The sequence below is a fragment of the Neoactinobaculum massilliense genome, from assembly GCF_900604955.1.
Lineage (GTDB): Bacteria > Actinomycetota > Actinomycetes > Actinomycetales > Actinomycetaceae > Neoactinobaculum > Neoactinobaculum massilliense.
On the sequence record NZ_UWPE01000002.1, the window covers coordinates 115,284 to 140,623 of the forward strand.

Genomic DNA, 25,340 nt, shown 5'->3' on the forward strand with positions numbered 1-25,340 from the left:
CAAGCATAAGGCCACGCGAGTGCACCGGTACATGTCGCGGCGAGCGGCGTGCGTCGCCGTGCGCACGGAACTCTATTCCCTCATCGGAGCCTTCTCCCACACACAAAGCACGACGTGAAACCACGCGTATAAAACACGTACGAAACCCCCGCATATAAAAAGGGTGGCCAGGGATCCACGCTTCCCTGGCCACCCACCGCCTTGCGACCACCCGAAGGAAGACCGCAAGGCGGCTATAGGAGGCAATCCATCACTCGGCGGGCCGGGTCCACGCTCCCAGTTAGCCCCGCTGACAACAGATATATAACCCGATCCTCCTGTGTAATCCACGGCTGTACCCTTGGAATACCGTGGGAATTGATTGCGGTCTGGTACCACCAATCTGTCCCATATTCGCCCAGCATGACGCCCTGTTGTAGCATTCATGCCAGGTATATCGTGCGCGAGCATACGGCGTCGCACCCGCACGCCGGCCCGTCCGGTGCGTGGGGCGGCGCCGGTTGCGAATCGTAACCCCGGGGTTATGACGCGAACGACATCGTTGAAAAGGATAAAAATGGCACGAATGAACGTGGAATCGTTCAATCTTGACCACCGTAAAGTGGTAGCTCCTTACGTTCGTATTGCAGACGTCAAGCATCTGCCCCACGGGGACACGCTCACCAAATATGACGTCCGTTTCACCCAGCCGAACCAGGCTCACCTGGACATGGCTGCCGTGCATTCGATCGAGCATTCGTTTGCCGAGCATGCGCGCAATCACTCGGACGCAGTAGTTGATTTTTCACCTATAGGCTGCCAGACCGGCTTCTACCTCATCCTCGCCGAGGAGCCAAACCCCGAGAGCACGATGGAGCTTGTCGAGCAGACGTTCCGCGACATTCTGGCCGAAACCGAGGTGCCCGCCGCTAATGAAATCCAGTGCGGCTGGGGTGCGCACCACTCGCTCGAGGGCGCACAAGCCGCGGTGCGGGAGATGCTCGCACATCGCGCGGAGTGGGCGCAGGTTATGCGCGACGACGCCGAGGTCGGCTCAAGCACCGGTCACGTGAGTATGAAAGCCCGGGGTAACGTCGAAGGTGACACGGCCGTCGGAACTCGCCAGGCCACGAACAACGGCGAGGCGACGCCGTCCAACGCAAGCCCCGATACGAACGGAAGCGAGGAGTAGATGGCGCGCCTGAAGATCGCCGCCGTTGTCATTGCCGCAATGCCGGAGGAGGCCGCACCGGTGGTGGCCGAACTTGAGCGCGTCTCCGGCGCTACAGCCGAACTTTTCGACGCACCCGTTCCGGCCGCCTGGACCATTACTCCGAGGGGTACGGGCGTCGGGACCACGGGCGTCGACACCGCTGTAATCGGGGCCGCTGGCATCCGGACCACGGCCACCCGGACCGCGGATGCCACCGCCACACCCTCTACCGCCCTCCTTCCCGGCACCATCCTTGTGATGCAGACCGGGATCGGACTGGCGGGAACGGCGGCGGCCCTCGGATGGCTGTTCGCGCGTACAAAACCGCGCTTCGTCATTTCCGCGGGCACCACGGGCGGGCTGGCGAAAGGCATGACGGTCGGCACCCTCGTGGCCGGTACCAGCTACGCATACGGAGCGGCAGATGCGACCGCGTTTGGCTACGTGCGCGGACAAATTCCGGGCCGGCCCGCCTCATTCCCCGGTTCGGAGGCATTGCTCGCCGCACTGCCCAAGGATGTTCAGCAGGGCCAGATGCTTTCAGGAGACTCGTTCGTCACCGCGAAGAACGTGGGTGACATGCGCACGGCCTTCCCGGATGCCCTGTCCACGGATATGGAATCCACCGCCGCCGCGCAGGCCGCATGGCAGTTTGGCATCCCGTTTATCTCGCTACGCTCGGCCTCGGATCTGTGCGGCCCCGAAGCCGGCCAGGATTTCCACATGGATGCCGCTCGCGCCGCCGAACTCTCCGCCCGCGCCGTGGTGGAAACCATCATTAACTGCCACAGTGGCGCCACACCAGGGAAATCCCCTCGTTTCGACGACGCCGCGTTGCGCGCCTCCCTGCTCTACGTATTCGGTGAGGTGAAGAACGTTGAGGGGGACCCCGAGGCAGTGCCCGAAGAGTTAACACATGCGGTTCGCGCCCAGTGCCGCGGTTTGGATGTGGCTCACGAGGCCACCATCTTGCGACGGGTGGCTGGGGCCCTGGCTGCCATCACTGCGGATTCAACCGTTACGCTCACCGCCAAGCAGTATGATTCCACCCGCGCCCGCCTGGTGGGAGCACGCGGATTGGCGTCCGGGCGCGGAAAACTGGCCTGGCCGCCCACCTCGCAAACTATCATTAAGCGCTCCGGCGGCTACTGGAATGACGCCCTCACCTCAATCGGTCTCTCCGTGAAGAGTGGCCGCAAACGAGGTGGGCTGCGCTTCGACGCCGCGGATTATGTCAACGCGGTGCGTGCCTACGTGCGCGCGGCGAACCGGGCGGGGCGGACGGCGTCGTTCAACGGGTACCAGAGTTGGGCGCACCAACCCGAAAACCGGGGCGTGTTCCCTAGCGGCGCGGCTGTACGGCAGAACTTCGGTTCCTGGAGCGGAGCACTTTCCGCCGTACGCGACGGAGAATAGGAGGCGTGGCCGGGTCTTATCTCCCCGACCGGAGCTTCCCTCCATACGCGACGGGGAATAGGCGCGGGCTAGCGCCCGGACTATTGGTTCGGGCGCCCGGCCAGCCCGTTGGACAAGCGCCCCGGTCAACCCGCGCTAACCCGCCAGGCCGGGGATCCGAGCAGTGACCAAACCGGCACCTCACGCCAGACCCCGCTAGGTCGGACACCCAACCTGCCCGCCAGTCGCATTAAATCCGCTCTGTGGCACCAATCTGATCGAGCAGCCAGCCGAGCTCATAGGCACGCTGGTTCCATGCGTCCGTGCGGCCCGTCTTCCCGAAGTGCCCCGCGACCATCTGGATACGTTCAAGAATGGGACGGTCCGAACCGTTGGTGACCGTGGCGCGCAGAAGCTGAACCCATTTGGTGGGCTCCACATAAAACACGCGCACATCATTGAGAGAGGTGGTGGCCAGAATCGCCGGGTACTCCACCGGGCGAATATTTTCCGTGGGCGAATAGCTCTTCATGTAGCGGTACACCTCCTCGGATTCAATCGGATTGCCCCATTCCTCCCATTCGCCGGCAGTGAGGGGAAGGCTCGGGTTAAGGATAGTGGTGAGCGCATCCACGAACGGCACGCCTGCCAGAATCGCGCGGAATGTTTCCGGCGCCAGGTTTGCCACGGCACCCATGAGTAGACCGCCGGCGGATCGCCCCTCGGCCGCCAGCCGATCCGGCGCCACCCACCCGTTGTCGATGAGCCAGTGGGCGCTGTCCACAAAATCGGTGAACGTGTGCTTCTTGTCCAGCAGCTTGCCGCCCTCGTACCAGGCGCGGCCCAGTTCGCCGCCGCCGCGTACGTGCGTCCACCCAATGACCACGCCGCGATCCAGGAGAGCAATACGCTGCGGACTGAAAAACGGATCATTGGACACGCCGTAGGAGCCGTAGCCATAGATGTAACCGGGATTCGTCCCGTCAGGTTGGACCTCACGACGCCGTACCACCGTCATCGGTACCTTCGTACCGTCCTGCGCGGTCACCCACACCGCATCCTGCACATACGCGCTCGGATCATAATCGGGCACCTCGGTCCGCTTGATAAGCACGGACGTACCGGCCGAGGTGGCCCCATCCGCCGTCGTGGCCGCCGCGGCCGGTGCGTATGAATAATAGGTACGCGGAGTGAGTAGCGACGTGTACACGTAGGTGATCTCTGCCGTATCCCAGGTTTCATTGGGTGCCAGCGACGTGGCACCGCCAGCGGGCGTGTCGATAGCCACCGGCACCTGCCATTTATCGACATTATTGATAGTGGGAGAGCCTGCGTTATCTCGCACGGAACCGCCACTTGATTCGGCCTGGTCCCGCACCATAACGCGCAACTGCGTTTCCCCGCCCGAACGCATGGATATCACCGCGAAATGGCGGAACGCATCCACCCCATCCACATGTTCGCCGGCGGCGGGCACGAAAATGCTCACCCACTCCGCCGGATCAGAGGGTGCGACGGGTGCCGTGGACACCTCGAAATCCGCGTGCGCGGCATTGTGCGTAATAAGCAGCTGGTCCCCGGCCGGTTCTACCTGATATTCCAGCTTCGCCCGGCGGGGCGTCACCACGAAACGCTGCGCCGGATCCTCGGTGGATACAAGCATCACCTCGGTGGATGTACTGGACTCCGAGGTAATAACCACCCAGCGCCCGTCGCGGGAGGCTGCGTGCCATAACTCGAATTTTTCATCATTCTCCTGGAAAATCAGCTCATCCTCCGCCGAGCCAATCCGGTGCAACCACACCTGCCAGGTGCGCCAGGCATCATCCACACGCGTATAGAAAACGCCGGTGGAATCCGCCGTCCATGCAAGCCCATATCCGAGATTAGTGACCGAATCATCAATCACCTCGCCGGACTCAATGTCAAAAATACGCAGGGTGAAGTGCTCGTTGCCGGAAAAGTCCACACCCAGCGCTCCCAACTTTCCATCCGGCGACGGTGCAAAGCCGGAAAGTAGGAGAAATTCCTCGCCCTCCGCGAGCGCGTTTGCGTCATACACCAGCTGCTCGGCCGGTCCCCCGCGTTCCGCGGCACCGCCGGCCGATTTCCTACCCTGCGCCGCGCTCGCCGCGCCGCCAGTAGCAGTGCCTGCGTCAGATGACGCCGATGCTTCATCGGGAACCTTGAGATTCGCGCCAGCAGTACCATCCAGGGCGGCGTCGTCCGACGCCGGTATCGGGTACACCGTGGGGCGCACACCCCGGTCCGGAATGCGATAAACGGCAGGATACTGCTGGCCCGCACGCGTGCGGGAGACATACCACCACGCACCTCTACGAACAGGCACCGAGACATCCGTGAGCTTGGTGTGCGCAGCGAACTCTGCGGCGAGAGCAGCGCGAACGCCGGCAAGATGCGCCGTCTGCTGGTCGGTGAATGCGTTTTCCGCGTGGAGTAGTTGCTGCACGTCCGGGCTGTTCTTGTCCCGCAGCCACTCGTAGTTATCTATGTACGTATCCCCGTGGAATACGCGTTCGGTGGGTACACGCTTCGCCACCGGTGCCGTGAGAGGCGCGGCTTCGGTGAACTGGGTGGCCGCGGCGGACCGGCGCGTACCGGCGGGCTGGGATTCATCCTTCATTGCTGTTACCTCTTTACTCGCAGGTGCAGTGGCTTAGAGCCACCCTTGCCGGGCGGCCATTAACCACACTGGCCACACATCCGGGCTTTTAAGCTTGACGCTACCAGCACGGTCCACCTCAATCCTTGAGCAGCCACGGGCTGAACACCCACGTACTCGCGCCCGCGCCACACTGACGGTCGTGGCGGTTCGAGTTGGCGGTCACCTCACCACGTACTCGCGCCTCCGCGGCGCTGACCAATCGGCATAGTGCCCCGCTATTACGCCGCTCAAGTGCGCACGCCCACGCGTCACGTACGCACCCTGCTGCCGGCACCGTAACGACGTCGTACAGCACGGCCTGCCCTATCGGTGCTGCTCCGTCTGCTTCACGGCCATCGAGTCCACCAGTTCATTCGCCTCATCTCCTGCATGTCCCTTGACCCACACCACGTCCGTGCGGCCCGTGCGTGCCTCATACAGCTCGAGGAGCCGCGCCACCAGCTCGCGGTTCGCCACGGGCTTACCATCCGCCTTCTTCCATCCTTTCTTCCGCCAGCCACGCGCCCATTTGGTCATCACGTTGATCACGTACCGCGAATCCGCCCGGATCAGCAGATCCGAGGCGGGCCCCACGTGCTCCAGCCCCTTCACCATCGCCGTGAGCTCCATGATGTTGTTCGTGGTTCTGCGTGCGCCGCCGGAGTCCCGTTGTCCCGTTAATTGTTCTACCCACGCCCAACCGCCGGGCCCGGGATTACCGGAGCAGGAGCCGTCCGTTGCCAGCACCGCGTCATATCCCTTTGGGGGATTCCCGACGACGCCGGTGGCCGCACCTTTCTGCGCTGCTCGCGTCGAACCGTACTGCGCCCGCCCCTCCTGCACCGCACTTTTCGGTACCGCACCGGCCCGCGCAGCATTGACCCGCGCAGCACCGACCGAATTGTTTTCACCGTAAGTGAACACCCGTGGTTCCACGGCGGCGTCGAACCCATAGGCGCGCGCGACACCCGGATCAACATACTTTTCTGGCCCTTCTACCCCCTCAAGCTCAAGCAGTTCCTGCTGCGCCTCAGCCACGCTGTCCCCCCGATCGCTCTGAGCGGAATTAAGTAGTGGACCGACAAGCGCCGCGACATCCGGGTGCCAGAGCGTGCCACCCTCCCTCGTATCCGCCCCAAGATCATGTGTAACAGCAAGCGGCGCAGGCCCCGACCCCTGCGCAATACCCTGCGCCTCTAGCGCGCGCAGCAACGCGGACGTGTTTGTCCCAAGTTGCGCGGCGAGGTCTGCGGTAGTTAGCCAATCTGTCATGCGGACAGCCTATCGAGAAGGTCCGACACCACTTCGGCACTGGCCGGCCGGGTTCAACGTCGATTATGCCGGAAGCGAACGTAAAGGGGATGTTGCGGCGGCGGAACAGCGTGGCACCCCGCTTAAAACCGCGGCATTTCGCCGGATTATTCGGTGCTACCGAGACCTGTGCGGTGCTGGCACAAAAACAGCGAACTTCGAAGGGATTTCGTGTCGGAGGCCGCTGCTGGAATGGGAACAAGAAAGGAGGGGTAATGAGTGTTCAGGCAGAAGTGATCCGAGATGCAGCGGCCACGCCACTTCAGGCCGTACATGCCGTGCGTGATGCTGCTATCGCGCCCACCGCGAGAGCCATATTGCGCACTGTCATCGGTAAGGCGGAGGCAGCACTGCGCGAAGCATTCACCATCAACTTCTCCTTATTGTCGGTGGCGGACCTACAGCAGCTGGTACGATCTACCGCGCTTACTCGGGACCGTCTTGAGGCGCTAGCGGCAGGAGCCCTGGCGGAACTATCCCGAAGGCGTCAGGAAGCACAGTCACGGGCGGACGCCGGTAAGCGTCCCGACCCTGCGGTAAAAGGGCCCGCGCGTTCACCGCAAGAAGTATTAGTCGGCGCCGGTCAATCCACGCGGGAAGCAAGGGCAGCCGTGCGACGCGCCGTGCAGGTGACGGATACACTTCCACTTTTTGCCGCCGCGTGGCGTGCTGGCGAAATCTCGCAAGCATATGTGGACGTCATGCGGCGCCTAATATGCACTCATCCCGAGGTTTGTGACCGCCTTGAGGCCGGTGCCGAGGCTGAGCTCCTGGCATTCGCACACCAGGCGGACTCCGTGGACCAGTTCAGTAAACGCGTGCGGTGGTGGCTCATTAAATACTTCCCGCGGCACATGGAGCAGCAGATACAGCGCGAGATCACTCGTGAAAACATTAATCTTTTCCCTCTCTCAGAGCAGGCGGGATGGAAGATTTCCGGCACACTATCTGCACTCCACGGGCATATTCTCAATGTCGCTTTGGACCACACGATGGGGCGCAAAGCTGCCGAGGATCATCGCCGCATTAATGAACGTCGAGCGGAAGCACTCATGAAGTTGGCGGAGGATCGTGCCGGCACCACCACGAATGGGCGTCCCCGCATTGGCACACAAATTCTTGTGACCGTACCGGTGACGGCGCTGGCGCAGGCAGAGCACCTAGCAGGCTCGGGATGCCTAGTGGACGCTACGGATCAGAGCGCCGAAGCAAGAAATGGGACAGGTGCAGGCGATCACCACTGCTCCGGTCCTATGCGCGCCGAGGGGGTTAAGGAGACCGAGAGAGCCAAGGGCATCGGGAAAGCCAGGGGCGCCGAGAGAGTCACGGGCGCCGAGAACGTTGCTGGAGCTAGCCGTCATGCCACCAATTGTTCGGTGGTAGGCACGGGACTTGGCCGGCAGGGCGCCTGTATGGCCGAGGTGAAGCGAGATCGTGACGTGCTTCAAGGTGCGCTTGGGAAAATGGGCGCAGACGGAAAAGCAAGAGACATGCTCGGCGAGATGACCGGACTGATCCGCGGCGGCCCGCCCGCCGATGTCATGGCGGGCATCACGCCCGCTACTCTCTCCGATGGCACTGCGTTATCACCCATGCAGTTCCGAAAACTGCTCTGCGAATCAACGCTGGCCCGAGTGGTGCTGTCTGCCAAAGGAGAAGTGCTGGATGTTGGCCGCCGTGCCCGGCTCTTCACTCCCGCGCAGGTGCGTGGGGTTGTAGCTCGGGACCGCACCTGCCGATACCCGGGATGCACGGAGTCCGTTGAACACTGCGAAGTTCACCATGCGATTCAATGGGAGAAAGGGGGCCGCACAGATATCGACAACGCCATGCTGCTCTGCTGGCACCACCATGCCTACGTCCATGCGCAACGGATCACCATTGCGCATCACCAGGGCGGATTCATGTTCACGCTCCCGAACGGCAAGGAGGTGGGATATAAGCTCAATCAGCGGGAATGACGGAGGCCGGGCAGAGGCGGAACGCCGCGGTTAACCCGGACCCATGGATTCCTCATCAGTACGGAGTTCGACCACCCGAATACCTCCGGGCCGTAGTTCGGCCACCCGAATACCTCCGGGCCGGCATCACGCGCAATAACTCCGAGCCGGCAAGGCGTAACCCGGGCCGATAACGTGTTCACGAACGCTGCCAGGTTTCCCAGAGCGACGCATACTGCCCGCCACGGGTGACCAATTCGTCGTGCGAACCCAGTTCCACCACGCGGCCGTTTTCCATGACCGCCACGCGGTCGGCGTCGTGCGCCGTGTACAACCGGTGCGCAATCGCGATCACCGTGCGCCCGCGCAATACTCGCGCCATTGCGCGCTCCGTGGACCGTGCCGCCGTCGGGTCAAGGAGGGACGTGGCCTCATCGAGCACCAGCACCTGCGGATCCAACAGCACAATTCGCGCCAGCGCCAACTGCTGCGCCTGCGCCGGGGTCAGAATCCTGGCGCCGCTTCCCAGCTGCTCGTCAAGCGCCACCTCAAGTTCCACCGTGCGCAGCGCTTCCCGCATCTCCACCTCAGTGGCAGCCTCGTTAGCCAACCGGAGGTTATCCGCCACGGTTCCCACGAACACGTGATGCTCCTGCGTTACTAGCGCCACCTCACGATGCAGCACGCTCTCCGGGATCTTCGATACATCCGCCCCACCAATCTGAACCCAGCCGGCACTGGGCGGATTAATACCGGCAATGAGCCGGCCCAAAGTGGATTTCCCCGCCCCAGAAGGTCCCACGATTGCCAGCGTCTCGCCGGGGCGAATATCAAGTGTCACGTGGTGCAGCACCTCATCGGATGCTTCCAGTTCGGGACCCGCAACCTCCGCGCCGGGCGCAGCGAAATCCTGCTCAGACGCGGCAGAATCCGGTGCGGGCTCACCCATAGCCTCCGGTCCAGCACCACCGCGCAGGTCATTCCGTTCCGCCACCTCGTACGTGAAGCACACGTCCCGGATTTCCAAGTTCTGACCCGCGGGCATCTCATCCCGCTCCGGTCCCCGGTCCGCGTTGTCCACCCCGAAGATACGAGCCAGCGACGCCCCCGCAAACTGCGCCTCGTCCATGAGCCACGAAATTCCCTGCAGCGGCCCCGCAATCTGCAGACAGTACATCACCACCGTTGTTGTGGCGCCCAGTGACACCGCGCCCGTACCGGTCAGATATCCGCCCCACAGCAGCGCAATCACCACCGGCGAATACACCGTGGCCAGCACGCCCCAGTTGAAACCGATCCGCAGGAACGACGTATATACCTCGGAATTCACGGTCTCTGCCACCAGTGTGTCCAGCCGAGACAGCCGGGTCCTCCCCAGCGACAGGGCATCCACCGTCGTGGCCTGCTCTACCGTCTCGGATACCACGCCATCCACGGAGGCGCCGATCGCTGAATTTGCCAGGTACGACGGCGTCGCCCGCCGCAAATACCACCGCAGCACCAGCGGGAGCGGCACCGCCACCACCAGGATCACCACGCCCACCTGAGGTGAGGTGACAATCGCGGCTGTCAGCGTCACCACCACCGTCGTCACGGCCACGATAAACCGTGAAAGCCCATCCTCCACGAAGTACCGGACGCGATCGACGTCGTTCGTGGTGCGTCCGAGCAGATCCCCGGTACCGGCCGCCTCCACCGTTTCCAGCGGGAGATGCGTCACCGAGTGAATAACTCCGTTACGCAACTGCGTAAAGACCTTCTGCCCGAAAATCTGTGCCCGGTAGGACGCCACATATGTGAGCGCCACCTGCACACCGGCCACCGCCAGCACCGTGATAATGGTGGACACAATAAATCGCACGGTAGTACCGGCGCTCACCGCGTTGATAGCGCGCCCGATCATCATTGGCGCGATCACACCCGCGATCGCCGCGGCCAACTGGAACACCAGCAGCCATACGAATTCGCTCCCGTGATCCTGAAAAATCCCGAGCAGCCGTCGAATAACGGTGCGAGTAGACGCAACGGGCAGTCTCATTCGTTTACTCCCTCCGCGGGCGACGCCGATCGGTGCGGTGCTGCGGTGTCACGCGGCCCCGTGGTTTCCGCATCAATAGTCCGCACACCGGATTGGTCCGCATCCCCCACGGCCCGTGCCACAACAGCGCGATAGGCGCCATTGTTCAGCAGATCAACATGTCGCCCGGCCGCCACGGCGCGCCCATTTTCTACGAACACCACCGTGTCCGCCCGATCCAGCACCAAGGGAGACGTGGTAACCACAACGGTGGTGCGCCCCGTCCGGAACCTCGCCAGGTTGTCGGCAATGCGAGCCTCGGTGTGGGAATCCACCGCGGAGGTGGGCTCCACCAGGATTTCCACCGGCGCATTATGAGCGAGCGTCCTTGCAAGCACCACCCGCTGCCGCTGCCCGCCGGACAGGTTGCGGCCGCGCTCCGAGAGCTGCCCGGAAAGCCCACCGAGCGATTCCACGGCGTCGTGCGCATCCGCGGCATGTAGCGCATCTAATAGTCGCGGGTCATCCGTATGGTCATGTGCATCGGCGGGCTCGGCGAAAGCAGCACGCGTATCACCCTCATAGTTCACGATGTCATCGATCATCTGATAGATGGACCGCGGCGGAATATCTGGCGCCTCGGCGCCCAGCATGTTGGACCGCAAAGAGCCGGTAAACACCTCGGCTACGGGACCGGAGTAGAGAATCCCGCGCCGGCGCTTCGGCGCGCGCATCATCAATACGCACCCGGGCCTCATCGATCCGCGCCAGCCGCCGCGCAATATCGCCGGATGCGGCCGGATCCGCGGACACGATTGCCGTCAAACGCCCCGGTTCCACGGCGAGTCCGGAGGTTTCGTCCACCAGCGTGACGCTGGACCAGTCGGGGACGGGTGCAGTGCCGGCGTCGGAAATAAGGGGAGTGGTAGCCAGTGATTTCACGATTCGGCCCGCGGACACTCGCGCGTTCGTCCACGTGCGGATAGTTTGCGAAATGATCTGAATCGGCGTGGCGAGGTAGCCGGTGAGCGCCCAGAATCCCACGAGCTCACCGGGCGTAATGGCACCGCGATAGGCGAACCAAATGCCCGCGGAGGCGACGATCGCCGCGAACAGAAGCGGACCACCGCTCACCACCGTGCCGAGCAGAGCAATTGGGCGGGCGGCGCGGAACCCGGCGGCTTGGAGGCGCTCAGACTGCGCCCGGTAGCGTCCGTTGTAATAATCCTCGCCGCCAATACCGCGCAGCACACGCAGGCCCACAGCCGTGTCCGTGGCAACGGTGGTTAATTTGCCGCGCTCCTCCCGCACCTCGGCGGTGGCACGGGTGAGCGGGCCGGCCACCAGCGTAATGGCCGCCAGCACAATGGGCAGCGCCACGGCCACGAAAATACCCAGCGCCACGGACGCCCGGAACATGAGTACCAGCATCACGGCGGTGGCAATCACGGCGCCCAGCAGATGCGGCACAAATTGGGCGAATACTCCCAGTCGGTCCGCATCCCACGTGAGTGCGGACACCACGTCGCCGGATTGCATAGAAAGGTTGGTACGGCGCGGAAAAATGGTGCGCGCAGAGCGGCGCATAGGCCCGAAGGACGCATTACGCCACAGCCCTGTTTCCAGCAAATCCATGGCCTGCATCAGCAGGATCACCGCAATGGAACCCACCATGATGCCAAGCGGCCCCCACAGCGCCGCTGTCACCCCGTGCTCCAACCCCGCATCGACGGCAAGGCCGAGCCCCCACATGAGGGTGACGCCGGCGGACCATCGCAGTCCCGACATCACCGTCAAGCCAAGCATCAGCCCCCACTGCCGCCACGTCACCTCACGCAGAAGCGCGTGCGGATTCGTGGAGAAGGTAGGTGGAACCGAGTGCGGAGGCCGCAGGAAATACGGCAGCGATTCCGGAGCCGGCGTGTGGGCTACGGGTACGGGGCGCCTACGGCGGGAATGACGCATCATTACTCCTCGAGAGAAACGCGCCGGCCTCGGGGCGTGAAACGGCCGCAGCGCTTACACGCCGTCACATTAACATGTGAAAATGGCCCGGGTTTTGAGATTTTAAGGATTGGACCGGAACGGGGATGCCGGGGAAATATCGTGGTGCTCGAGGGGGGACTTGAACCCCCATGCCCGTTTTAAAGGCACACGGACCTGAACCGTGCGCGTCTACCAATTCCGCCACTCGAGCTAACCCGGAGATGCTATCGCGCTGCGGGCCGCAAAGTCCACCGCCCAAACATGCGATGCTGCACACATCCACTAGCCATACCGGGGCCATACCAGAGCCATACCGGCCCAAGTCCGCACGATCCGCCCCACTCTTCCGCGCCTCCCCGCATTCCCGGGTAGTATCGCGGGGAGTAGGGGCGCGCCTCACGCGCGCCCGCCGAGCGGCACGTGTAGCCGTCCGGGTCATAGCACGCGGAAAGGATAACGATGGGCGCTTTCGACCGGTTCGAAAAGGGCGTTAACAACGCCGTTGCCGGAGCCTTTCGCGCCTTCCATTCCCGCCTCAAGCCGGTGGAAATCACTTCCGCACTTAAAAAGGCGGTGGATCGCGACGCCGTCGAACTGGACCGGGATCGCACAATCGCAACAAATATCTACACGGTGAAGCTCAGTCCCGAGGATACGGACCTGCTGGAAAGCTGGGGGAGGGACGCGTTTACGGCCGAGCTCGCCGCCACCCTCACCACCTACGCCACGGAGCAGGGTTACGTGTTCGTCGGGCCGGTGGAAATTAACTTCGCCTCGGATGAGGCGCTACGTGCAGGTAACGTGACCGTCACATCCACCACCCGTAAGGGTCCGGTGGCGCCCGCCACCACCGCGGAGCCCACCACCGCCCATCCCATGATCCAGGTGGACAAGGATCACTACATTCTTACCGGCGCCTCGACGGTGATAGGCCGCGGATCTGATTGCGACATCACGGTGGAGGATTCCGGCATTTCCCGTCATCACCTGCGTCTGGATGTGACACCCAACGGCGTCATCCTCACGGATCTGGGCTCCACCAATGGTACGTTCGTGGAGGGTCACCGCGTTTCGGCCGCCACCCTGGTGGACGGCAACACCATCACGGCCGGACGCACACGAATTTTGTTCTGGACGGGTGAGGAGCGCGCGTGAACCTTCTCTACGTCATTCTCCGCTTCGGCTTCCTGCTCCTCCTGTGGGTATTCGTGGCCGGCGTGGTGCTTACGGTCCGCCGGGACACCCGCGGGCCCATCGTAAAGGAGCGTCGCGTACGCCGGAGGCGGGATGCCGGGTACGACGACGTCGCCAGCAGTCCGATGCCGTTCGACCAGGGCGCACCCGCTACACCGGTGGCGTCCCCACCGGCCCCGAGCGTGCCCGCCACGCCCGCCCCGGCGCCGGTCTCAGTTCGACGTCGCTCCGCGTTCCAGGCAAGCGACGCACCCGGCAAACCGCTCAGCAACGGCCACCGCTCCGGCGCACACGCCGAAAACGCCCCGCGGCCGGCCCTGCTGCGCGTCATCACCGGCGAGGATGCCGGTAAGCAGATCACGCTGAGCGGCAACCCCGTGGTGATAGGCCGCTCCGCCGATTGCACACTGGTGCTGGCCGATTCGTATGCATCCGCGCGGCACGCCCGCGTGTTCCAAGGAAGCGACGGCCAGTGGTGGGTGGATGATCTCGATTCCACCAATGGCACGTTTATGAATGGCCGCCCAATTGAGGTAGCCACGCCGCTTCGCCCCGGCGATCAACTGGTTGTTGGGGATACCGCAATCGAGCTGGTGCCGTGATTAGTTTCGAGTTTGCCGCCGCCTCGGATGTGGGATTGGTCCGGGCGAACAACGAGGATTCCGGCTTCGCCTCCACCCACCTGCTGGTATTAGCGGACGGAATGGGCGGCGCGGCCGCCGGCGACGTCGCCTCAGCGATCTCCGTTGCTCACCTGCGCAGTCTCGACGCCGAGATTCCCGCCGCGGACATGTTGCCTCGACTGCGCGCCACGGTGGCAGATGCGCAGCAGGACATGCTTGCGCGCGTTGCGGCGCAGCCGCGCATGGCGGGAATGGGCACCACCACGATCGCGCTACTGCGTTCCGGTAGCGATCTGGCACTGGTGCATATCGGGGATTCCCGGGCCTATCGGCTGCGGGATAACAAACTTGAACAGATGACGAAGGACCACACGCTGGTCCAGTACCTGGTTGATCACGGAAAAATTACCGCTGAGCAGGCGAAAACGCATCCGCGGCGCAATGTCATTATGCGCGCGCTCGGGGATAATGAAGGCGCCACAAAACTAGACGAGAGCCGGCTTGATGCTCGCGTGGGTGACCGCTGGATTCTTTGTTCGGACGGCCTTTCCGGCGTGGTGCGGTCACAGACCATCGCGCAGGCCTTGCGCACCATCCCGGATTTGAATGAGCTGGCCGAGCACCTCATCGGCCTGGCGCTGGCTGCCGGCGCACCCGACAACGTGACCGTGGTGCTCGGTGAAGTGGTGGATCGGCCTGATCCGGTGACGCGTCCATCCATCACCGTCGGCAGCGCCGCCGAGGAATTGCGTGGCGCACCCGCCGGTAGCACAACGGCCGTACTGCCCGCCGTATCAATGCCGGATGCCTACGGCACGGCGGAAACATCGGCGGACGCCGACGCGGAAGCAGATCGGACACCCGCCGCCCGATCTCGCGCCACCCAGTCCCACGCCACCCAGCCTGTCGCCGAGTCTCTCAGCCCCCGCCGGCGCCGTTTTGCCTGGATTTTCGCCATTGCCACCATGCTTGTAGCCCTCGGCGTGCTGGGAGGCGCCGCCTACTCGTGGTCCCAATCGCGCTATTACATCACCGAGGATGCGGGCGAGGTGACTATTTATCAGGGCATTCCGCAAACTGTTGGCGCCTGGAGCTTCTCTCACGTGGCCGAACGCACCGGCCTGGCCGTGGATACGCTCACGCCGGTTGCTCGCGAGCGCCTACAAACCCCGGTGGTGCGCGGATCATTGGAGAGCGCGCAGGACTTCGTGGAAAGCCTACGCACCACGCAGGTGGAACCGTCTCCCACCGCAAGCCCGGATGCGTCCTCTCCGGCTACCACGGTCTCTCCGGCCACCACAGCTAGCCCGTCAGTCACTCCCACGCCCACCACAACGCCGCGGGGAGGAACCAAGTGATCGCCAACGTAACCCCGCGCCTGCGTGTGGACGCACCCGCCCCCGACGTCGTCGGAAACGAAACCCGCTCCCGCAAATCGATCCGGCGCTCCACCCGCGGCCGCGGCTGGGCGCAATTACTACTGACCATTGTGGCGGCGGCGATTGGGCTCGGCGCCTACGCACTGGTGTGGGAGGGCCTCGGCAACCCCGGCCTTCCCTCGAATTTCATGCCGCTCAGCGTAGCCGCCGGAATCATTGCGGTGGCGCTGCACATCACGCTGCGCATTATCGTGCCCGCGGCGGATCCGATTCTGCTCCCGGCCGCGGTGGCCCTTAACGGCCTCGGCCTGGCCATTATTTACCGGGTGGATCAGGCGAATGGCACAGCAAACGTGCGTTCCCAGTTCATTCTCACCGGTGCGGCCCTCGTGTTTTTTGTGCTGACCGTGGTGCTGCTGCGCAATCCTCGCCGGCTCGCCCGCTACCCGTGGACGTTCCTGGCGCTTGGGATTGTGCTGCTACTGCTGCCACTCTCCCCGTTTGGTGCCGAGATCAACGGTTCGCGCCTCTGGATCCGGCTGGCCGGCTTCTCCTTCCAGCCGGCCGAGGTCGCCAAAATCTGCTTCGCCATCTTCTTCGCCGCCTATCTCACCGCGGAACGTGACAACCTGGCTCTCGCCGGCCCAAAAGTACTGGGCCTGCGACTACCGAAACCGCGCCACTTTCTCCCCGTCCTCTTGGCCTGGGGCGTGTGCATGGCCGTGCTGGTGCTGGAGAAGGATTTCGGCACCGCACTGCTGTTCTTCGGCCTGTTCGTGGTAATGCTGTATGTGGCCACGCACCGGGTGTCCTGGCTGATTATTGGTGGTCTACTCACCGCGGCGGGGATCGCTTTTATTGGCGCCACCGTGCCGCACATCCGGGCGCGCGTAAAAATCTGGTTGGACCCGTTCAGCGGCGAGCTCTACAACGCCCGCGGCGGCTCCTACCAGCTGGTGCAGGGTTTGTTTGGTATGGGCCACGGCGGGTTGCTGGGGACCGGCTTGGGGAAGGGCCATCCGGAGCTCGTGTACGCCGCCCAGTCCGACTTCGTCATCGCCACCATCGGCGAGGAACTGGGGCTGGTGGGGCTCCTGGCGGTTATGTGCATGTACCTCCTCATGGTGACGCGCGGCCTCAACATCGCGCTGAAATCACGCAATAACTTCACGAAGCTGCTGGCCGCCGGTTTGGCGTTCATTATTGGGCTACAGTGCTTCATCGTGGTGGGCGGGGTAACGCGCGTGATCCCCCTGACCGGCCTCGCACTTCCCTTCCTGGCGCACGGCGGTTCAGCGCTGCTCACCAACTGGATTGTGGTGGCCGTTCTACTGCGCATTTCGGACACGATGGGCACCCCGTCACCGCGCGTTTCTCTTCCCACGGATGCGGAGCTCGCCGCCCTTTCGCACGACGACGCCGCGGCCGCCGGTCTGGGCGCCTCCAGCTCCGCGCAGGATCGGCTAGAAACCCAGGTGGTCAAGCTATGAACAGACCAATTCGGCAGGTGATCGCCCTCGTGGTGGTCATGTTCCTCGTGCTCATGACGGCGGCCACCTACATTCAGTTCTTCCAGGCCAAGAGCCTCAATGCGGATTCGCGAAACGTTCGCACCCTCTACGATTCCTACAACGTGCAACGTGGGCAAATCATCGTCGGCGGAAAAGCAATCGCATCCTCGACTGCTATCGACGATCTCTACAAGTATCAGCGTTCGTATTCGAACGGGGCGCTCTACTCCAATCTCACGGGCTATATGTCCGTCACCCAGAATGCACTCACCGGACTTGAAAAGGCCGCGAATGGCACACTGTCCGGGCAATCCGATTCGCTGGCCGGGCAGCGTTTTTCTGAACTGTTCACCGGGAAGGCGCCGGCGGGCGGTTCCGTGGAACTCACCATTGACCCCGTACTCCAGGAGGCCGCGGCGAAGGCACTAGGTAATCAGCGAGGCGCCGTCGTGGTCCTAGACCCCAGTACCAACGCGATTAAAGCGCAGGTGTCCACGCCCGGATTTGATCCGAACCAGCTTGCTACCCATTCGCGCAAGGACGCGGATGCCGCCTACACTGCTCTCAATACGGATGCCACCGAACCGCTCGTCGACCGGGCGACGGGCGGTGATCAGCATGCGCCGGGCTCCTCGTTCAAACTGGTGACGGCGGCCGCCATGCTGGAGAACAACCCGCAACTCACGGCAGATTCGCTGGTGGATGCACCGCTGTCCTATACGCCGGCCGGCACCACTCACCAGATCTGGAATCCGGGGCGCGCGGCGTGCGGCAATGGTTCCGGAAAGGTGACGCTGCAGCAGGCTTTCGTGCAGTCCTGCAACACCACGTTTGCCATTGGCGGCGTGAATGTGGGGGCGGACGCCATGATCAAGCAGGCGGAGAAATTCGGTTTCAACCAGTCCTTCACCACGCCGCTGGCCGTCTCCGCCTCGCGCTTCCCGCAGCCGGAGGATACGGCGGCGCTGGCCATGGATTCCTTCGGGCAGCGGGATGTGCGCGTCACCCCCATGCAGATGGCCATGGTGGGCGCGGCGATCGCGAATAAGGGCAAGCTCATGAAGCCGTACCTGGTGGCGAAGGAGCTGAATTCGGACCTGGAAACCGTGTCCACCACCACGCCCACCCTCATGAGTACGCCAATCAGCGAGCGTACGGCCGCTGAAATGAACAAGATGATGGTGGCGGAGGTGGCCGAGGGTACCGGCTACCGCGCACAGATTCCAGGCGTCACGGTGGCCGGGAAAACGGGCACCGCGGAGATTAATTCCACCACGCCTCCGGATGTATGGTTCGTGGGTTACGCACCGGCCGAAAGTCCGAAGTATGTGGTGGCCGTCATGGTGGAAAACACCGGAAACTACGGGTGGGGCGGCGACGGCGGTAGTGTTGCTGCGCCCATCGCAAAGCAGGTACTGGAAAGCAAGCTGGGCTAGGCTCAGCAGGTAACGAGAGGAGTTGGCCGTGGATATCCCCCGCGTACTCGGCAACCGCTACGAGGTAGGCGATCTGATCGGCCGAGGCGGCATGGCCGAGGTCCACCTGGGCTATGACACGCGCCTCTCCCGTACGGTGGCTATCAAGATTCTGCGCTCGGACATGGCACAGGATGCCACGTTCCTGGCGCGGTTCCGGCGTGAGGCACAGAGCGCGGCCGCTCTCAATCACCCCTCGATCGTGTCCGTGTATGACACGGCCGAGGAAACCGTGTACTCCTCCACCGGTGAGGAGGTGCCGCTCCCGTACATTGTTATGGAGTACGTGAAGGGCCGTACGGTGGCATCCCTGCTAGAAAACGGGGATCCGGTGCCCATTGCGGAAGCCGTCCAGATTGTGGTGGGCGTGCTCAACGCACTGGAGTATTCGCATCGCGAAGGCATCATTCACCGCGACATTAAGCCGGGCAACATCATGCTCACCATGGACGGCAAGGTGAAGGTGATGGACTTCGGCATCGCTCGCGCGGTGGCCGATTCCGCCGCCACGGTCACGCAGACAAATTCCGTGGTGGGCACGGCTCAGTATCTTTCCCCGGAGCAGGCGCGCGGTGAAGTGGTGGACGCGCGCTCGGACCTCTACTCCACCGGCGCCGTCCTCTACGAACTTCTTACCGGCCGGCCGCCCTTCATTGGTGATTCCGCCGTGGCCGTGGCGTATCAGCATGTCTCCACGGCACCCACACCGGCCTCCGCGATTGCCTCGGACATTCCCGATTCGATTGACCGTGTGGTCATGAAATCGCTGGCCAAGCACCGCGAGGATCGCTATCAGAACGCGGCCGAATTCCGCACGGATCTGCTGGCCGCGGCCCGCGGTGAGGGAGTGGAAGCGCCGGCGGTCACCACCTGGACGCCGGCTGCCGCCTTCGCGGCCACGCAGGTACAGACCATGCCGGGAACCGGGACGGGCACTGCCGTCCCGGCCGGGAATGGCACCGGAACCGGAACGATGAGTGCTACGGGCACTCAACCGGGCACCGAGGATGCCAGTACCGGCGGGCGCACGAAGCGCAGTAGGAAGCGGCGCTGGTTGCTGACACTCGCGATTATCCTGATCGTTGCGGCTATTGCCGGAATCGTGTGGATGGCTACCTCCGGTGGCTTCGAGGGTCCCACCCCGAGCCCGTCGGTCACCTCCAGCGAGCCGGCCACCGCCACCGTGCCCACGCTGACCAATATGAGCGAATCTCAGGCGCGCACGGCGGTGGAGAACGCGGGACTTATCTTTGCGCGGGGGACGGATATCTCCTCCAATACGGTGGAGAAGGGGCTTGCGGTGTCCTCTAACCCCGCCTTTGGTACCGAGGTGCAGCCGGGCTCCACGGTGCGGGTGAGTTTCTCCTCGGGGCCGGAGTCCGTGCAGGTTCCGGATCTCACCGGCATGACCACGGCGCAGGCCTCCCAGGCACTTCAGAACGTGGGCCTGATCATCGGGTCGGTCACGAATGTGGATGATCCATCCCAGGATAAGGACCGCATTGTTACCCAGACCCCCGAGGCGGACAGCACGGTGGATCCGGGGTCCTCGGTGAATGTGCAGATTGCCTCCGGCCTGGTGGTGGTTCCGGACCTTGGCGGTATGACGGAGTCCGAGGCATCCCAGGCACTGTCCGATGCCGGACTGCTGATGGGAGCCATCTCCGATAAAACCACGACCAATAAGGCACAGGACGGCACGGTGGTGCCCGGTTCCCAGTCCGCGTCCGCGAATTCCTCCGTGGTTCGTAAGACGGTCGTTACGTTCGATATCTACCGGTATCAGGCCAGCAGCACGCCGGAGCCCTCCGGTAGCACTGCAGCTACGTCGACGCCGACGGCCACCGCGTCCGCAACGCGCTAAACCGGTGCCGGCCGGCACCGGTTTAGCGCGAATGGCCGGCTGTACTGACTTTGCATGAACGGGCAGGTTATAACGGCCCAGCGCGAATGGCCGGTACAACCGGTTCAACGAGACCGGCCGGCTATACCCGGCCCACGGATAAGCCCGTTCTCCCGCGTTTACCGAAGCATGACGAGCGCCGCGGAGCGCACGGTGGTGTCCACCTTGAAATAGGAGGCTATCCACGGGAACACCCACTGGAAGCACACGGCCACTACCACGGTAATGAGCACGATGGCCTCAATCACTTTGAGCCACGTGGGACCGGGCAGGTGCCGCCAAATCGCTGCATACATTCTTCCTCCTCATTTGCTCTTCTGTCGGGTACGGTGCGCGGCGTACCCGGTATGGGTATTCATAACATTCCGGCAATCTGTATCCGGCTACTCGCGTTCTAGCAATCCCTATCTCGCCACTCGCGGTACAGCCATCCGTATCCGGCTACTCGTACCCGATTATCCGGGTCCCGGTATCCTCCAGTCATCCGGGCTCGGGCCAACTGCCAGTTGGTCCTCTCCACTCGTCGGCCCAGGCCACCGGCCCAGGTGGTCTAGCCTAGGTGGCCGGCCCAGGCCAACCAACCTCGGCCGCCAGTCCGCGTTAGTGACCCCAGACCACCGCACGGGTCAGCAGCCCAGATCAGCAACCCCAGGCCACCAACCAAGCCGCCAACCGTCAATCACCGCCCCGAGCCCTAGTTTGCACTCATCCCGGCAATCTCCTCTGGAATACCCGTTGCCGGATCCACCCAGTGGTCCAGTTTCGCGTACGTAATCCAGCGGAGGTTAGACACGAAAGGCGGGTGACACGTGGTCATGGTGAGCATGCGATCCGTTGCCGTGGCACCGGGATTGAGCGGGTTCGGATCGAGCACACGCACCGCGGTAGGCTCCACAATCTCGTGCGACACCACGTGGTACACCAGGAACGCCTTGGGCGTCTGCACCACGATGGCATCTCCGGACTGCATTTTATCGATGTCCCGCAGCGCGGCCCCATACGTTTGCCGATGCGCGGTGATCGCATAATTCCCTACTTCACCGGCAAACTGTGTGCCCTCATAATGACCAAATGAACCGGTATCAAGAATTTCCTCCAGGCCCGTCCCGTACTTGATGGTGTGCACAGCATTGCGGCCAAATGACGGAATGTACACCAGGCCCTCAAGCGCGCCGACACTGTCCACATGGTCCGGTGCCGGTGGCGCATCTGTCCGCGGCGTACCGATTTTCTGAGACTGGCCCCATTCTCCCTGGGCCTGCTCCACCTGCTGGCCCTGGTCCGAGTTTGCCAGAACATCCGTCCACCATAGAGACCACACAATGTAGAGCAGTACCAGCACGCCGGCTGTAATGAGCAGTTCGCCGATTACGCCCAACGTCCGGATGAAGAGGGAGGGCTTTCGTTTTGATTCTGGGACGACGCCGGCACCACCAGCCCGACCACGCGGCATAGCGGCGGCATTACGCCCCGTGCCGGTCCCCGTTCCCATATCGTTCATGGCCAGGTGCCGACCATGAGCGGGCTCCAAATTTCTGTGCATGCATATCCTTCCGGCCCTTGCGAGTCCGTCCCAAGCGTATCCGGATGGCATCGTTCATGCGCCATACCCACCAGGGCTGTGGGAAACCGGCACATCTCGCGATCAGTGGACCGGACCCGCGTGCCACGCGAGCATACCGTCGTCGTGCCACCGAACCCTGTGATCCCACGCCGGGGTGCACGCAACCACGCACGCAAGCCGATAGGCTTAGCAAAGTACAAAGGAAGGTGAGGCATGGCAGATACCAGCACGAATGCCCCGGAAAACCAGGAACCGGACGAGATCCTTGCTGAGGATCATCCGGAACTCACGGAGCGTCGCAAAAAGTCCGCACGGAAGCGCAAGCCCAAGGCGTCCGCCAGCGCCACGCGTCGGCCGGGTACGAAGGCAGATCAGGCCGCCCAGAAGGAGCTCAAGGTTCACGCGGGTAAGCCGAAGAAGCCGGCGGGTCAGCAGCGCTCGCCCCGGTGGTGGGCCCCCACCATGGTGACACTCATGATTCTTGGCCTGCTCATCGTGGTGGTGTACTACCTCTTTGGTGGCGGCTACCCGATCCCCGCAATTGGTAATTGGAATCTGGGCATTGGCTTCGGAATCATGATTATTGGTTTCCTCATGACTATGGGATGGAAATAAATGTCCAAGAGGCGCATCGGCATCCTTACGGCCGGCGGGGATTCGCCGGGGCTCAACGCCGCAATCCGCGGATTCGGCAAAACCGCTATCAATATGCACGGTATGGAGCTGGTGGGCTTTCTCCACGGCATCACGGGGTTGGTTAATAACAATACCGTGGACCTCACGAATGACACACTCGCCGGCATTCTCACGCAGGGCGGCACCATCCTGGGCACATCTCGGGATAAGGTGCACAAGTTCCCGGTGGACGGGAAGCTCGTGGACATGCGTGAGCAAATCGCCAAGAACCTCGAAAAGGACAAAATTGAGGCGCTGGTGATGATCGGCGGCGGCGGTACGGCAAAGAACGCCAAGCGGCTTGCGGACGCGGGTATACCTGTCATTCATCTGCCGAAAACCATTGATAATGACGTGGCGCAAACGGACACTAGTTTTGGTTTCTCCACCGCCATGGGCATTGCCACGGAAGCTATTGATCGGCTTCATTCCACGGCGCATTCGCACCACCGCATCATCGTGGTGGAACTCATGGGGCACCGTGCCGGTTGGCTAACGCTCGGCGCCGGTATTGCCGGTGGGGCGGACATCATTCTTATTCCTGAGATCCCCTACTCGATTGATTCCGTGGCCGCCTCTATTCGACGTCGAGCAGCCTCCGGCCGCCCGTTCTCCGTGGTGGCTATTGCGGAGGGCGCGCATGACGTTGCCGTAGCCAAGCGGCTACGCAATGCCGATGAGCTCATCAAGCTCGCCAATTCCCCGGATTCCAAGGCGGCGGCGAAGGAAAACCGGCGTCGTATCGAAACGAATGAGCGCGATTCCAGTTTCCGGGTGGCCGACGCATTGGAGGCCGCAACGGGCCTGGAGGCACGCGTGACCGTGCTGGGTTACGTGCAGCGGGGCGGCATTCCGGATGCGGGGGACCGGCTATTGGGTACGCTGCTGGGTGGTGCCGGCGCGGATTTGCTGGCGGAAAAGAAGTATGGCATCACGGTGGCCTCACAGAATGGCCACGCGGTACCTGTACCGCTAGCGAAGGTAGCGGGCTATGACAAGCTGGTGCCGCTCAATCACCCCTGGGTGAAGGCTGCTCGCAACGTGGGTACGGGGCTCGGGGACTAACGACGTCGCACCGGGACTCACGGTCGTGGGCCCGTGCGGCACCGCCCCTCCGAAGTTATCCACAGGGGTTTTCCCCAACTGTGGAGAATTACATCGGTGTAATTCCCGGCCGATCTGCTCAGCCGACCTCCCCGATTGTCTGGTACTCCCAGATGCCCGCCGTCACCAATAGCACCGCAATCACCAGGTAGGCCGCGCCGTCGGCAAAAGCCTTGACCCTGGGATGCCGGAATCGCCGTGCCGTAACCGCCATGGCAATGCATCCCACCAGCAGTCCGCCCACATGGGACTGCCAGGAAATATTAGATCCCGGGAGGAAGCCCAGCAGCAGGTTGAGCACAATCACCACGAGTAGCGAGGTGTACTTCCCACCAAATTTCCGCACCAGGATAAAGAGCGCACCGAATAGCCCAAATACGGCTCCAGACGCACCCACCACGCCGGTCACCCAGCTCTGCGCCAGTGGGCTGGCCACCAATAGCACAAACACGTTACCGCCCGCGGCGGAGAACAGATAAATGACCGCGAATCGCCAGCGCCCAATCATCCGCTCCAGATTTTCACCCACTAACCACAGCGCGTACATGTTAAACGCGATGTGCCAGAACCCGCCGTGGAGGAACGCCGAGCTGAGAAAACGATAGGGCTGGAGGCTGCCAATCACCGGCGCAAAAATCATGGTGCTCTGTACGCCGGATGACAGTAACTGCGCCACGTACACCAGCACATTGATCGCAATTAGCACAATGGTGACCCAGGGCCGCCATGCACTGCGCCCCAGAGCCGATTTCCGCCACGCGATCCTGTTGCTGATGTTCATGCGCCCTATTCCTCTACGGCAATGGATTCAATGATGACCGGCTCCAGCGGCCGATCACTGCGATCCGTGCGTACGGCCGCAATCTTGTCCACTACCTGCTTGGAAGCATCGTCCTGAACCTCACCGAAAATGGTGTGCTTACCATCCAGCCAGGGAGTGGGTACCACCGTGATGAAGAACTGCGACCCGTTCGTGCCGTGGCCGAAGCGGCGCCCGGCATTTGCCATCGCCAAAATGTAGGGATGGTCAAAGCTGCGCGCGGGATCAATTTCGTCGTCGAACGCGTATCCGGGACCACCCGTACCGTTACCGATCGGGCACCCACCCTGGATCATAAAATCTCCGATAACACGGTGGAAAATAGTGCCGTTGTACAGCGGATCCGTGGACTTCTCACCGGTCAGCGGGTTCGTCCACTCACGTGTGCCGGATGCTAGGGCCGCGAAATTCTTCACCGTTTCCGGCGCGGAGTCGGGGAATAGCTCCAGGGCAATATCGCCCATACTGGTATGAATCGTTGCTTGCATGGTGCCATCTTTCCACAGTCCCACGACATTCCGCCCGTGAACGCCGCTCCCGTCTCATTCGCCGTGCAAGTCATCATTCCTCCGCCGACGTCGTCCGC

Annotated in this window: 19 protein-coding genes, 1 tRNA gene and 1 pseudogene; 11 read left to right on the forward strand and 10 right to left on the reverse strand. The window is 62.9% G+C overall.

Translation table 11 applies throughout. The features are described from left to right. Window positions 1-556 precede the first annotated feature (556 nt). A pseudogene (locus EIH27_RS06855) lies at window positions 557-1,012 on the forward strand (S-ribosylhomocysteine lyase); the annotation flags it as partial. A 159-nt stretch (window positions 1,013-1,171) separates the two neighbouring features. Next, the gene (mtnN, locus tag EIH27_RS06860; protein WP_124040259.1) at window positions 1,172-2,608 is read left to right on the forward strand and encodes a 5'-methylthioadenosine/S-adenosylhomocysteine nucleosidase; all 1,437 of its coding nucleotides are present in this window, start codon (window positions 1,172-1,174) and stop codon (window positions 2,606-2,608) included. A 229-nt stretch (window positions 2,609-2,837) separates the two neighbouring features. Here mtnN and EIH27_RS06865 read toward each other — a convergent pair whose 3' ends face one another. Beyond that, window positions 2,838-5,231 (reverse strand): S9 family peptidase, encoded by a 2,394-nt coding sequence (locus EIH27_RS06865; RefSeq protein WP_124040260.1) that lies wholly within the window; start codon window positions 5,229-5,231, stop codon window positions 2,838-2,840. A gap of 345 nt (window positions 5,232-5,576) precedes the next feature. Then, window positions 5,577-6,524: a ribonuclease H family protein gene (locus tag EIH27_RS06870; RefSeq protein WP_124040261.1), complete on the reverse strand. Its 948-nt coding sequence runs from the start codon at window positions 6,522-6,524 to the stop codon at window positions 5,577-5,579. Between the two features lie 254 nt (window positions 6,525-6,778). Here EIH27_RS06870 and EIH27_RS06875 point away from each other — a divergent pair, with 254 nt between their 5' ends. Then, window positions 6,779-8,524 (forward strand): HNH endonuclease signature motif containing protein, encoded by a 1,746-nt coding sequence (locus EIH27_RS06875; RefSeq protein ID WP_164461636.1) that lies wholly within the window; start codon window positions 6,779-6,781, stop codon window positions 8,522-8,524. 178 nt (window positions 8,525-8,702) lie between these two features. Here the strand turns inward: EIH27_RS06875 and EIH27_RS06880 are convergent, their stop codons facing one another. The 4 genes from EIH27_RS06880 to EIH27_RS06895 form a co-directional block, all read right to left on the reverse strand. Continuing rightward, on the reverse strand, window positions 8,703-10,541 hold the full coding sequence (locus tag EIH27_RS06880) for an ABC transporter ATP-binding protein (RefSeq protein WP_124040263.1): 1,839 nt from the start codon (window positions 10,539-10,541) through the stop codon (window positions 8,703-8,705). Continuing rightward, window positions 10,538-11,125: an ATP-binding cassette domain-containing protein gene (locus tag EIH27_RS06885; RefSeq protein ID WP_206424912.1), complete on the reverse strand. Its 588-nt coding sequence runs from the start codon at window positions 11,123-11,125 to the stop codon at window positions 10,538-10,540. Before EIH27_RS06885 ends, EIH27_RS06880 begins: the two co-directional genes overlap by 4 nt. After that, complete coding sequence (locus tag EIH27_RS06890; protein ID WP_124040265.1) at window positions 11,115-12,488, reverse strand: ABC transporter transmembrane domain-containing protein; 1,374 nt, start codon at window positions 12,486-12,488, stop codon at window positions 11,115-11,117. Before EIH27_RS06890 ends, EIH27_RS06885 begins: the two co-directional genes overlap by 11 nt. 139 nt (window positions 12,489-12,627) lie before the next feature. Next, a tRNA-Leu gene (locus tag EIH27_RS06895) sits at window positions 12,628-12,717 on the reverse strand. Window positions 12,718-12,965: 248 nt separating this feature from the next. Here EIH27_RS06895 and EIH27_RS06900 point away from each other — a divergent pair. From EIH27_RS06900 to pknB, 6 genes are read left to right on the forward strand one after another with little or no spacing between them, the layout of a single operon-like run. Further along, the gene (locus EIH27_RS06900; protein WP_124040266.1) at window positions 12,966-13,661 is read left to right on the forward strand and encodes an FhaA domain-containing protein; all 696 of its coding nucleotides are present in this window, start codon (window positions 12,966-12,968) and stop codon (window positions 13,659-13,661) included. Beyond that, the gene (locus EIH27_RS06905; RefSeq protein ID WP_241153017.1) at window positions 13,658-14,302 is read left to right on the forward strand and encodes an FHA domain-containing protein FhaB/FipA; all 645 of its coding nucleotides are present in this window, start codon (window positions 13,658-13,660) and stop codon (window positions 14,300-14,302) included. The genes EIH27_RS06900 and EIH27_RS06905 overlap by 4 nt, the downstream gene beginning before the upstream one ends. Continuing rightward, on the forward strand, window positions 14,299-15,681 hold the full coding sequence (locus EIH27_RS06910; protein ID WP_124040267.1) for a PP2C family protein-serine/threonine phosphatase: 1,383 nt from the start codon (window positions 14,299-14,301) through the stop codon (window positions 15,679-15,681). Before EIH27_RS06905 ends, EIH27_RS06910 begins: the two co-directional genes overlap by 4 nt. Then, window positions 15,678-17,192, forward strand: coding sequence for an FtsW/RodA/SpoVE family cell cycle protein (locus EIH27_RS06915; RefSeq protein WP_241153018.1), 1,515 nt, complete (start codon window positions 15,678-15,680; stop codon window positions 17,190-17,192). Before EIH27_RS06910 ends, EIH27_RS06915 begins: the two co-directional genes overlap by 4 nt. Further along, window positions 17,189-18,649 (forward strand): peptidoglycan D,D-transpeptidase FtsI family protein, encoded by a 1,461-nt coding sequence (locus tag EIH27_RS06920; protein ID WP_124040268.1) that lies wholly within the window; start codon window positions 17,189-17,191, stop codon window positions 18,647-18,649. Before EIH27_RS06915 ends, EIH27_RS06920 begins: the two co-directional genes overlap by 4 nt. 28 nt (window positions 18,650-18,677) lie before the next feature. Beyond that, on the forward strand, window positions 18,678-20,552 hold the full coding sequence (pknB, locus tag EIH27_RS06925; protein WP_124040269.1) for a Stk1 family PASTA domain-containing Ser/Thr kinase: 1,875 nt from the start codon (window positions 18,678-18,680) through the stop codon (window positions 20,550-20,552). A gap of 158 nt (window positions 20,553-20,710) precedes the next feature. On the opposite strand, the gene EIH27_RS07855 is transcribed toward pknB, so the two are convergent. After that, complete coding sequence (locus tag EIH27_RS07855; protein WP_164461637.1) at window positions 20,711-20,887, reverse strand: hypothetical protein; 177 nt, start codon at window positions 20,885-20,887, stop codon at window positions 20,711-20,713. A gap of 398 nt (window positions 20,888-21,285) precedes the next feature. Further along, on the reverse strand, window positions 21,286-22,134 hold the full coding sequence (locus tag EIH27_RS06930) for a class E sortase (RefSeq protein ID WP_124040270.1): 849 nt from the start codon (window positions 22,132-22,134) through the stop codon (window positions 21,286-21,288). A gap of 234 nt (window positions 22,135-22,368) precedes the next feature. Here EIH27_RS06930 and EIH27_RS06935 point away from each other — a divergent pair, with 234 nt between their 5' ends. Next, on the forward strand, window positions 22,369-22,770 hold the full coding sequence (locus tag EIH27_RS06935) for a cell division protein CrgA (RefSeq protein ID WP_124040271.1): 402 nt from the start codon (window positions 22,369-22,371) through the stop codon (window positions 22,768-22,770). After that, on the forward strand, window positions 22,771-23,895 hold the full coding sequence (locus EIH27_RS06940) for a 6-phosphofructokinase (RefSeq protein ID WP_124040272.1): 1,125 nt from the start codon (window positions 22,771-22,773) through the stop codon (window positions 23,893-23,895). Between the two features lie 118 nt (window positions 23,896-24,013). Here the strand turns inward: EIH27_RS06940 and EIH27_RS06945 are convergent, their stop codons facing one another. Both EIH27_RS06945 and EIH27_RS06950 read right to left on the reverse strand, forming a co-directional pair. Then, on the reverse strand, window positions 24,014-24,715 hold the full coding sequence (locus EIH27_RS06945) for a rhomboid family intramembrane serine protease (protein WP_124040273.1): 702 nt from the start codon (window positions 24,713-24,715) through the stop codon (window positions 24,014-24,016). Window positions 24,716-24,720: 5 nt separating this feature from the next. Continuing rightward, on the reverse strand, window positions 24,721-25,242 hold the full coding sequence (locus tag EIH27_RS06950; RefSeq protein ID WP_124040274.1) for a peptidylprolyl isomerase: 522 nt from the start codon (window positions 25,240-25,242) through the stop codon (window positions 24,721-24,723). Between the last annotated feature and the right edge of the window lie 98 nt (window positions 25,243-25,340).

Bases quoted from the DNA above. Each gene is read 5' to 3' on its own strand.
- EIH27_RS06930 (WP_124040270.1), bottom strand. From the start codon at position 22,134: ATGCACAGAAATTTGGAGCCCGCTCATGGTCGGCACCTGGCCATGAAC.
- EIH27_RS06940 (WP_124040272.1), top strand. From the start codon at position 22,771: ATGTCCAAGAGGCGCATCGGCATCCTTACGGCCGGCGGGGATTCGCCG.
- EIH27_RS06865 (WP_124040260.1), bottom strand. From the start codon at position 5,231: ATGAAGGATGAATCCCAGCCCGCCGGTACGCGCCGGTCCGCCGCGGCC.
- EIH27_RS06880 (WP_124040263.1), bottom strand. From the start codon at position 10,541: ATGAGACTGCCCGTTGCGTCTACTCGCACCGTTATTCGACGGCTGCTC.
- EIH27_RS06870 (WP_124040261.1), bottom strand. From the start codon at position 6,524: ATGACAGATTGGCTAACTACCGCAGACCTCGCCGCGCAACTTGGGACA.
- mtnN (WP_124040259.1), top strand. From the start codon at position 1,172: ATGGCGCGCCTGAAGATCGCCGCCGTTGTCATTGCCGCAATGCCGGAG.
- EIH27_RS06920 (WP_124040268.1), top strand. From the start codon at position 17,189: ATGAACAGACCAATTCGGCAGGTGATCGCCCTCGTGGTGGTCATGTTC.
- EIH27_RS06885 (WP_206424912.1), bottom strand. From the start codon at position 11,125: ATGATCGATGACATCGTGAACTATGAGGGTGATACGCGTGCTGCTTTC.
- EIH27_RS06935 (WP_124040271.1), top strand. From the start codon at position 22,369: ATGGCAGATACCAGCACGAATGCCCCGGAAAACCAGGAACCGGACGAG.
- EIH27_RS06875 (WP_164461636.1), top strand. From the start codon at position 6,779: ATGAGTGTTCAGGCAGAAGTGATCCGAGATGCAGCGGCCACGCCACTT.
- EIH27_RS06950 (WP_124040274.1), bottom strand. From the start codon at position 25,242: ATGCAAGCAACGATTCATACCAGTATGGGCGATATTGCCCTGGAGCTA.
- EIH27_RS06900 (WP_124040266.1), top strand. From the start codon at position 12,966: ATGGGCGCTTTCGACCGGTTCGAAAAGGGCGTTAACAACGCCGTTGCC.
- EIH27_RS06890 (WP_124040265.1), bottom strand. From the start codon at position 12,488: ATGATGCGTCATTCCCGCCGTAGGCGCCCCGTACCCGTAGCCCACACG.
- EIH27_RS07855 (WP_164461637.1), bottom strand. From the start codon at position 20,887: ATGTATGCAGCGATTTGGCGGCACCTGCCCGGTCCCACGTGGCTCAAA.
- EIH27_RS06945 (WP_124040273.1), bottom strand. From the start codon at position 24,715: ATGAACATCAGCAACAGGATCGCGTGGCGGAAATCGGCTCTGGGGCGC.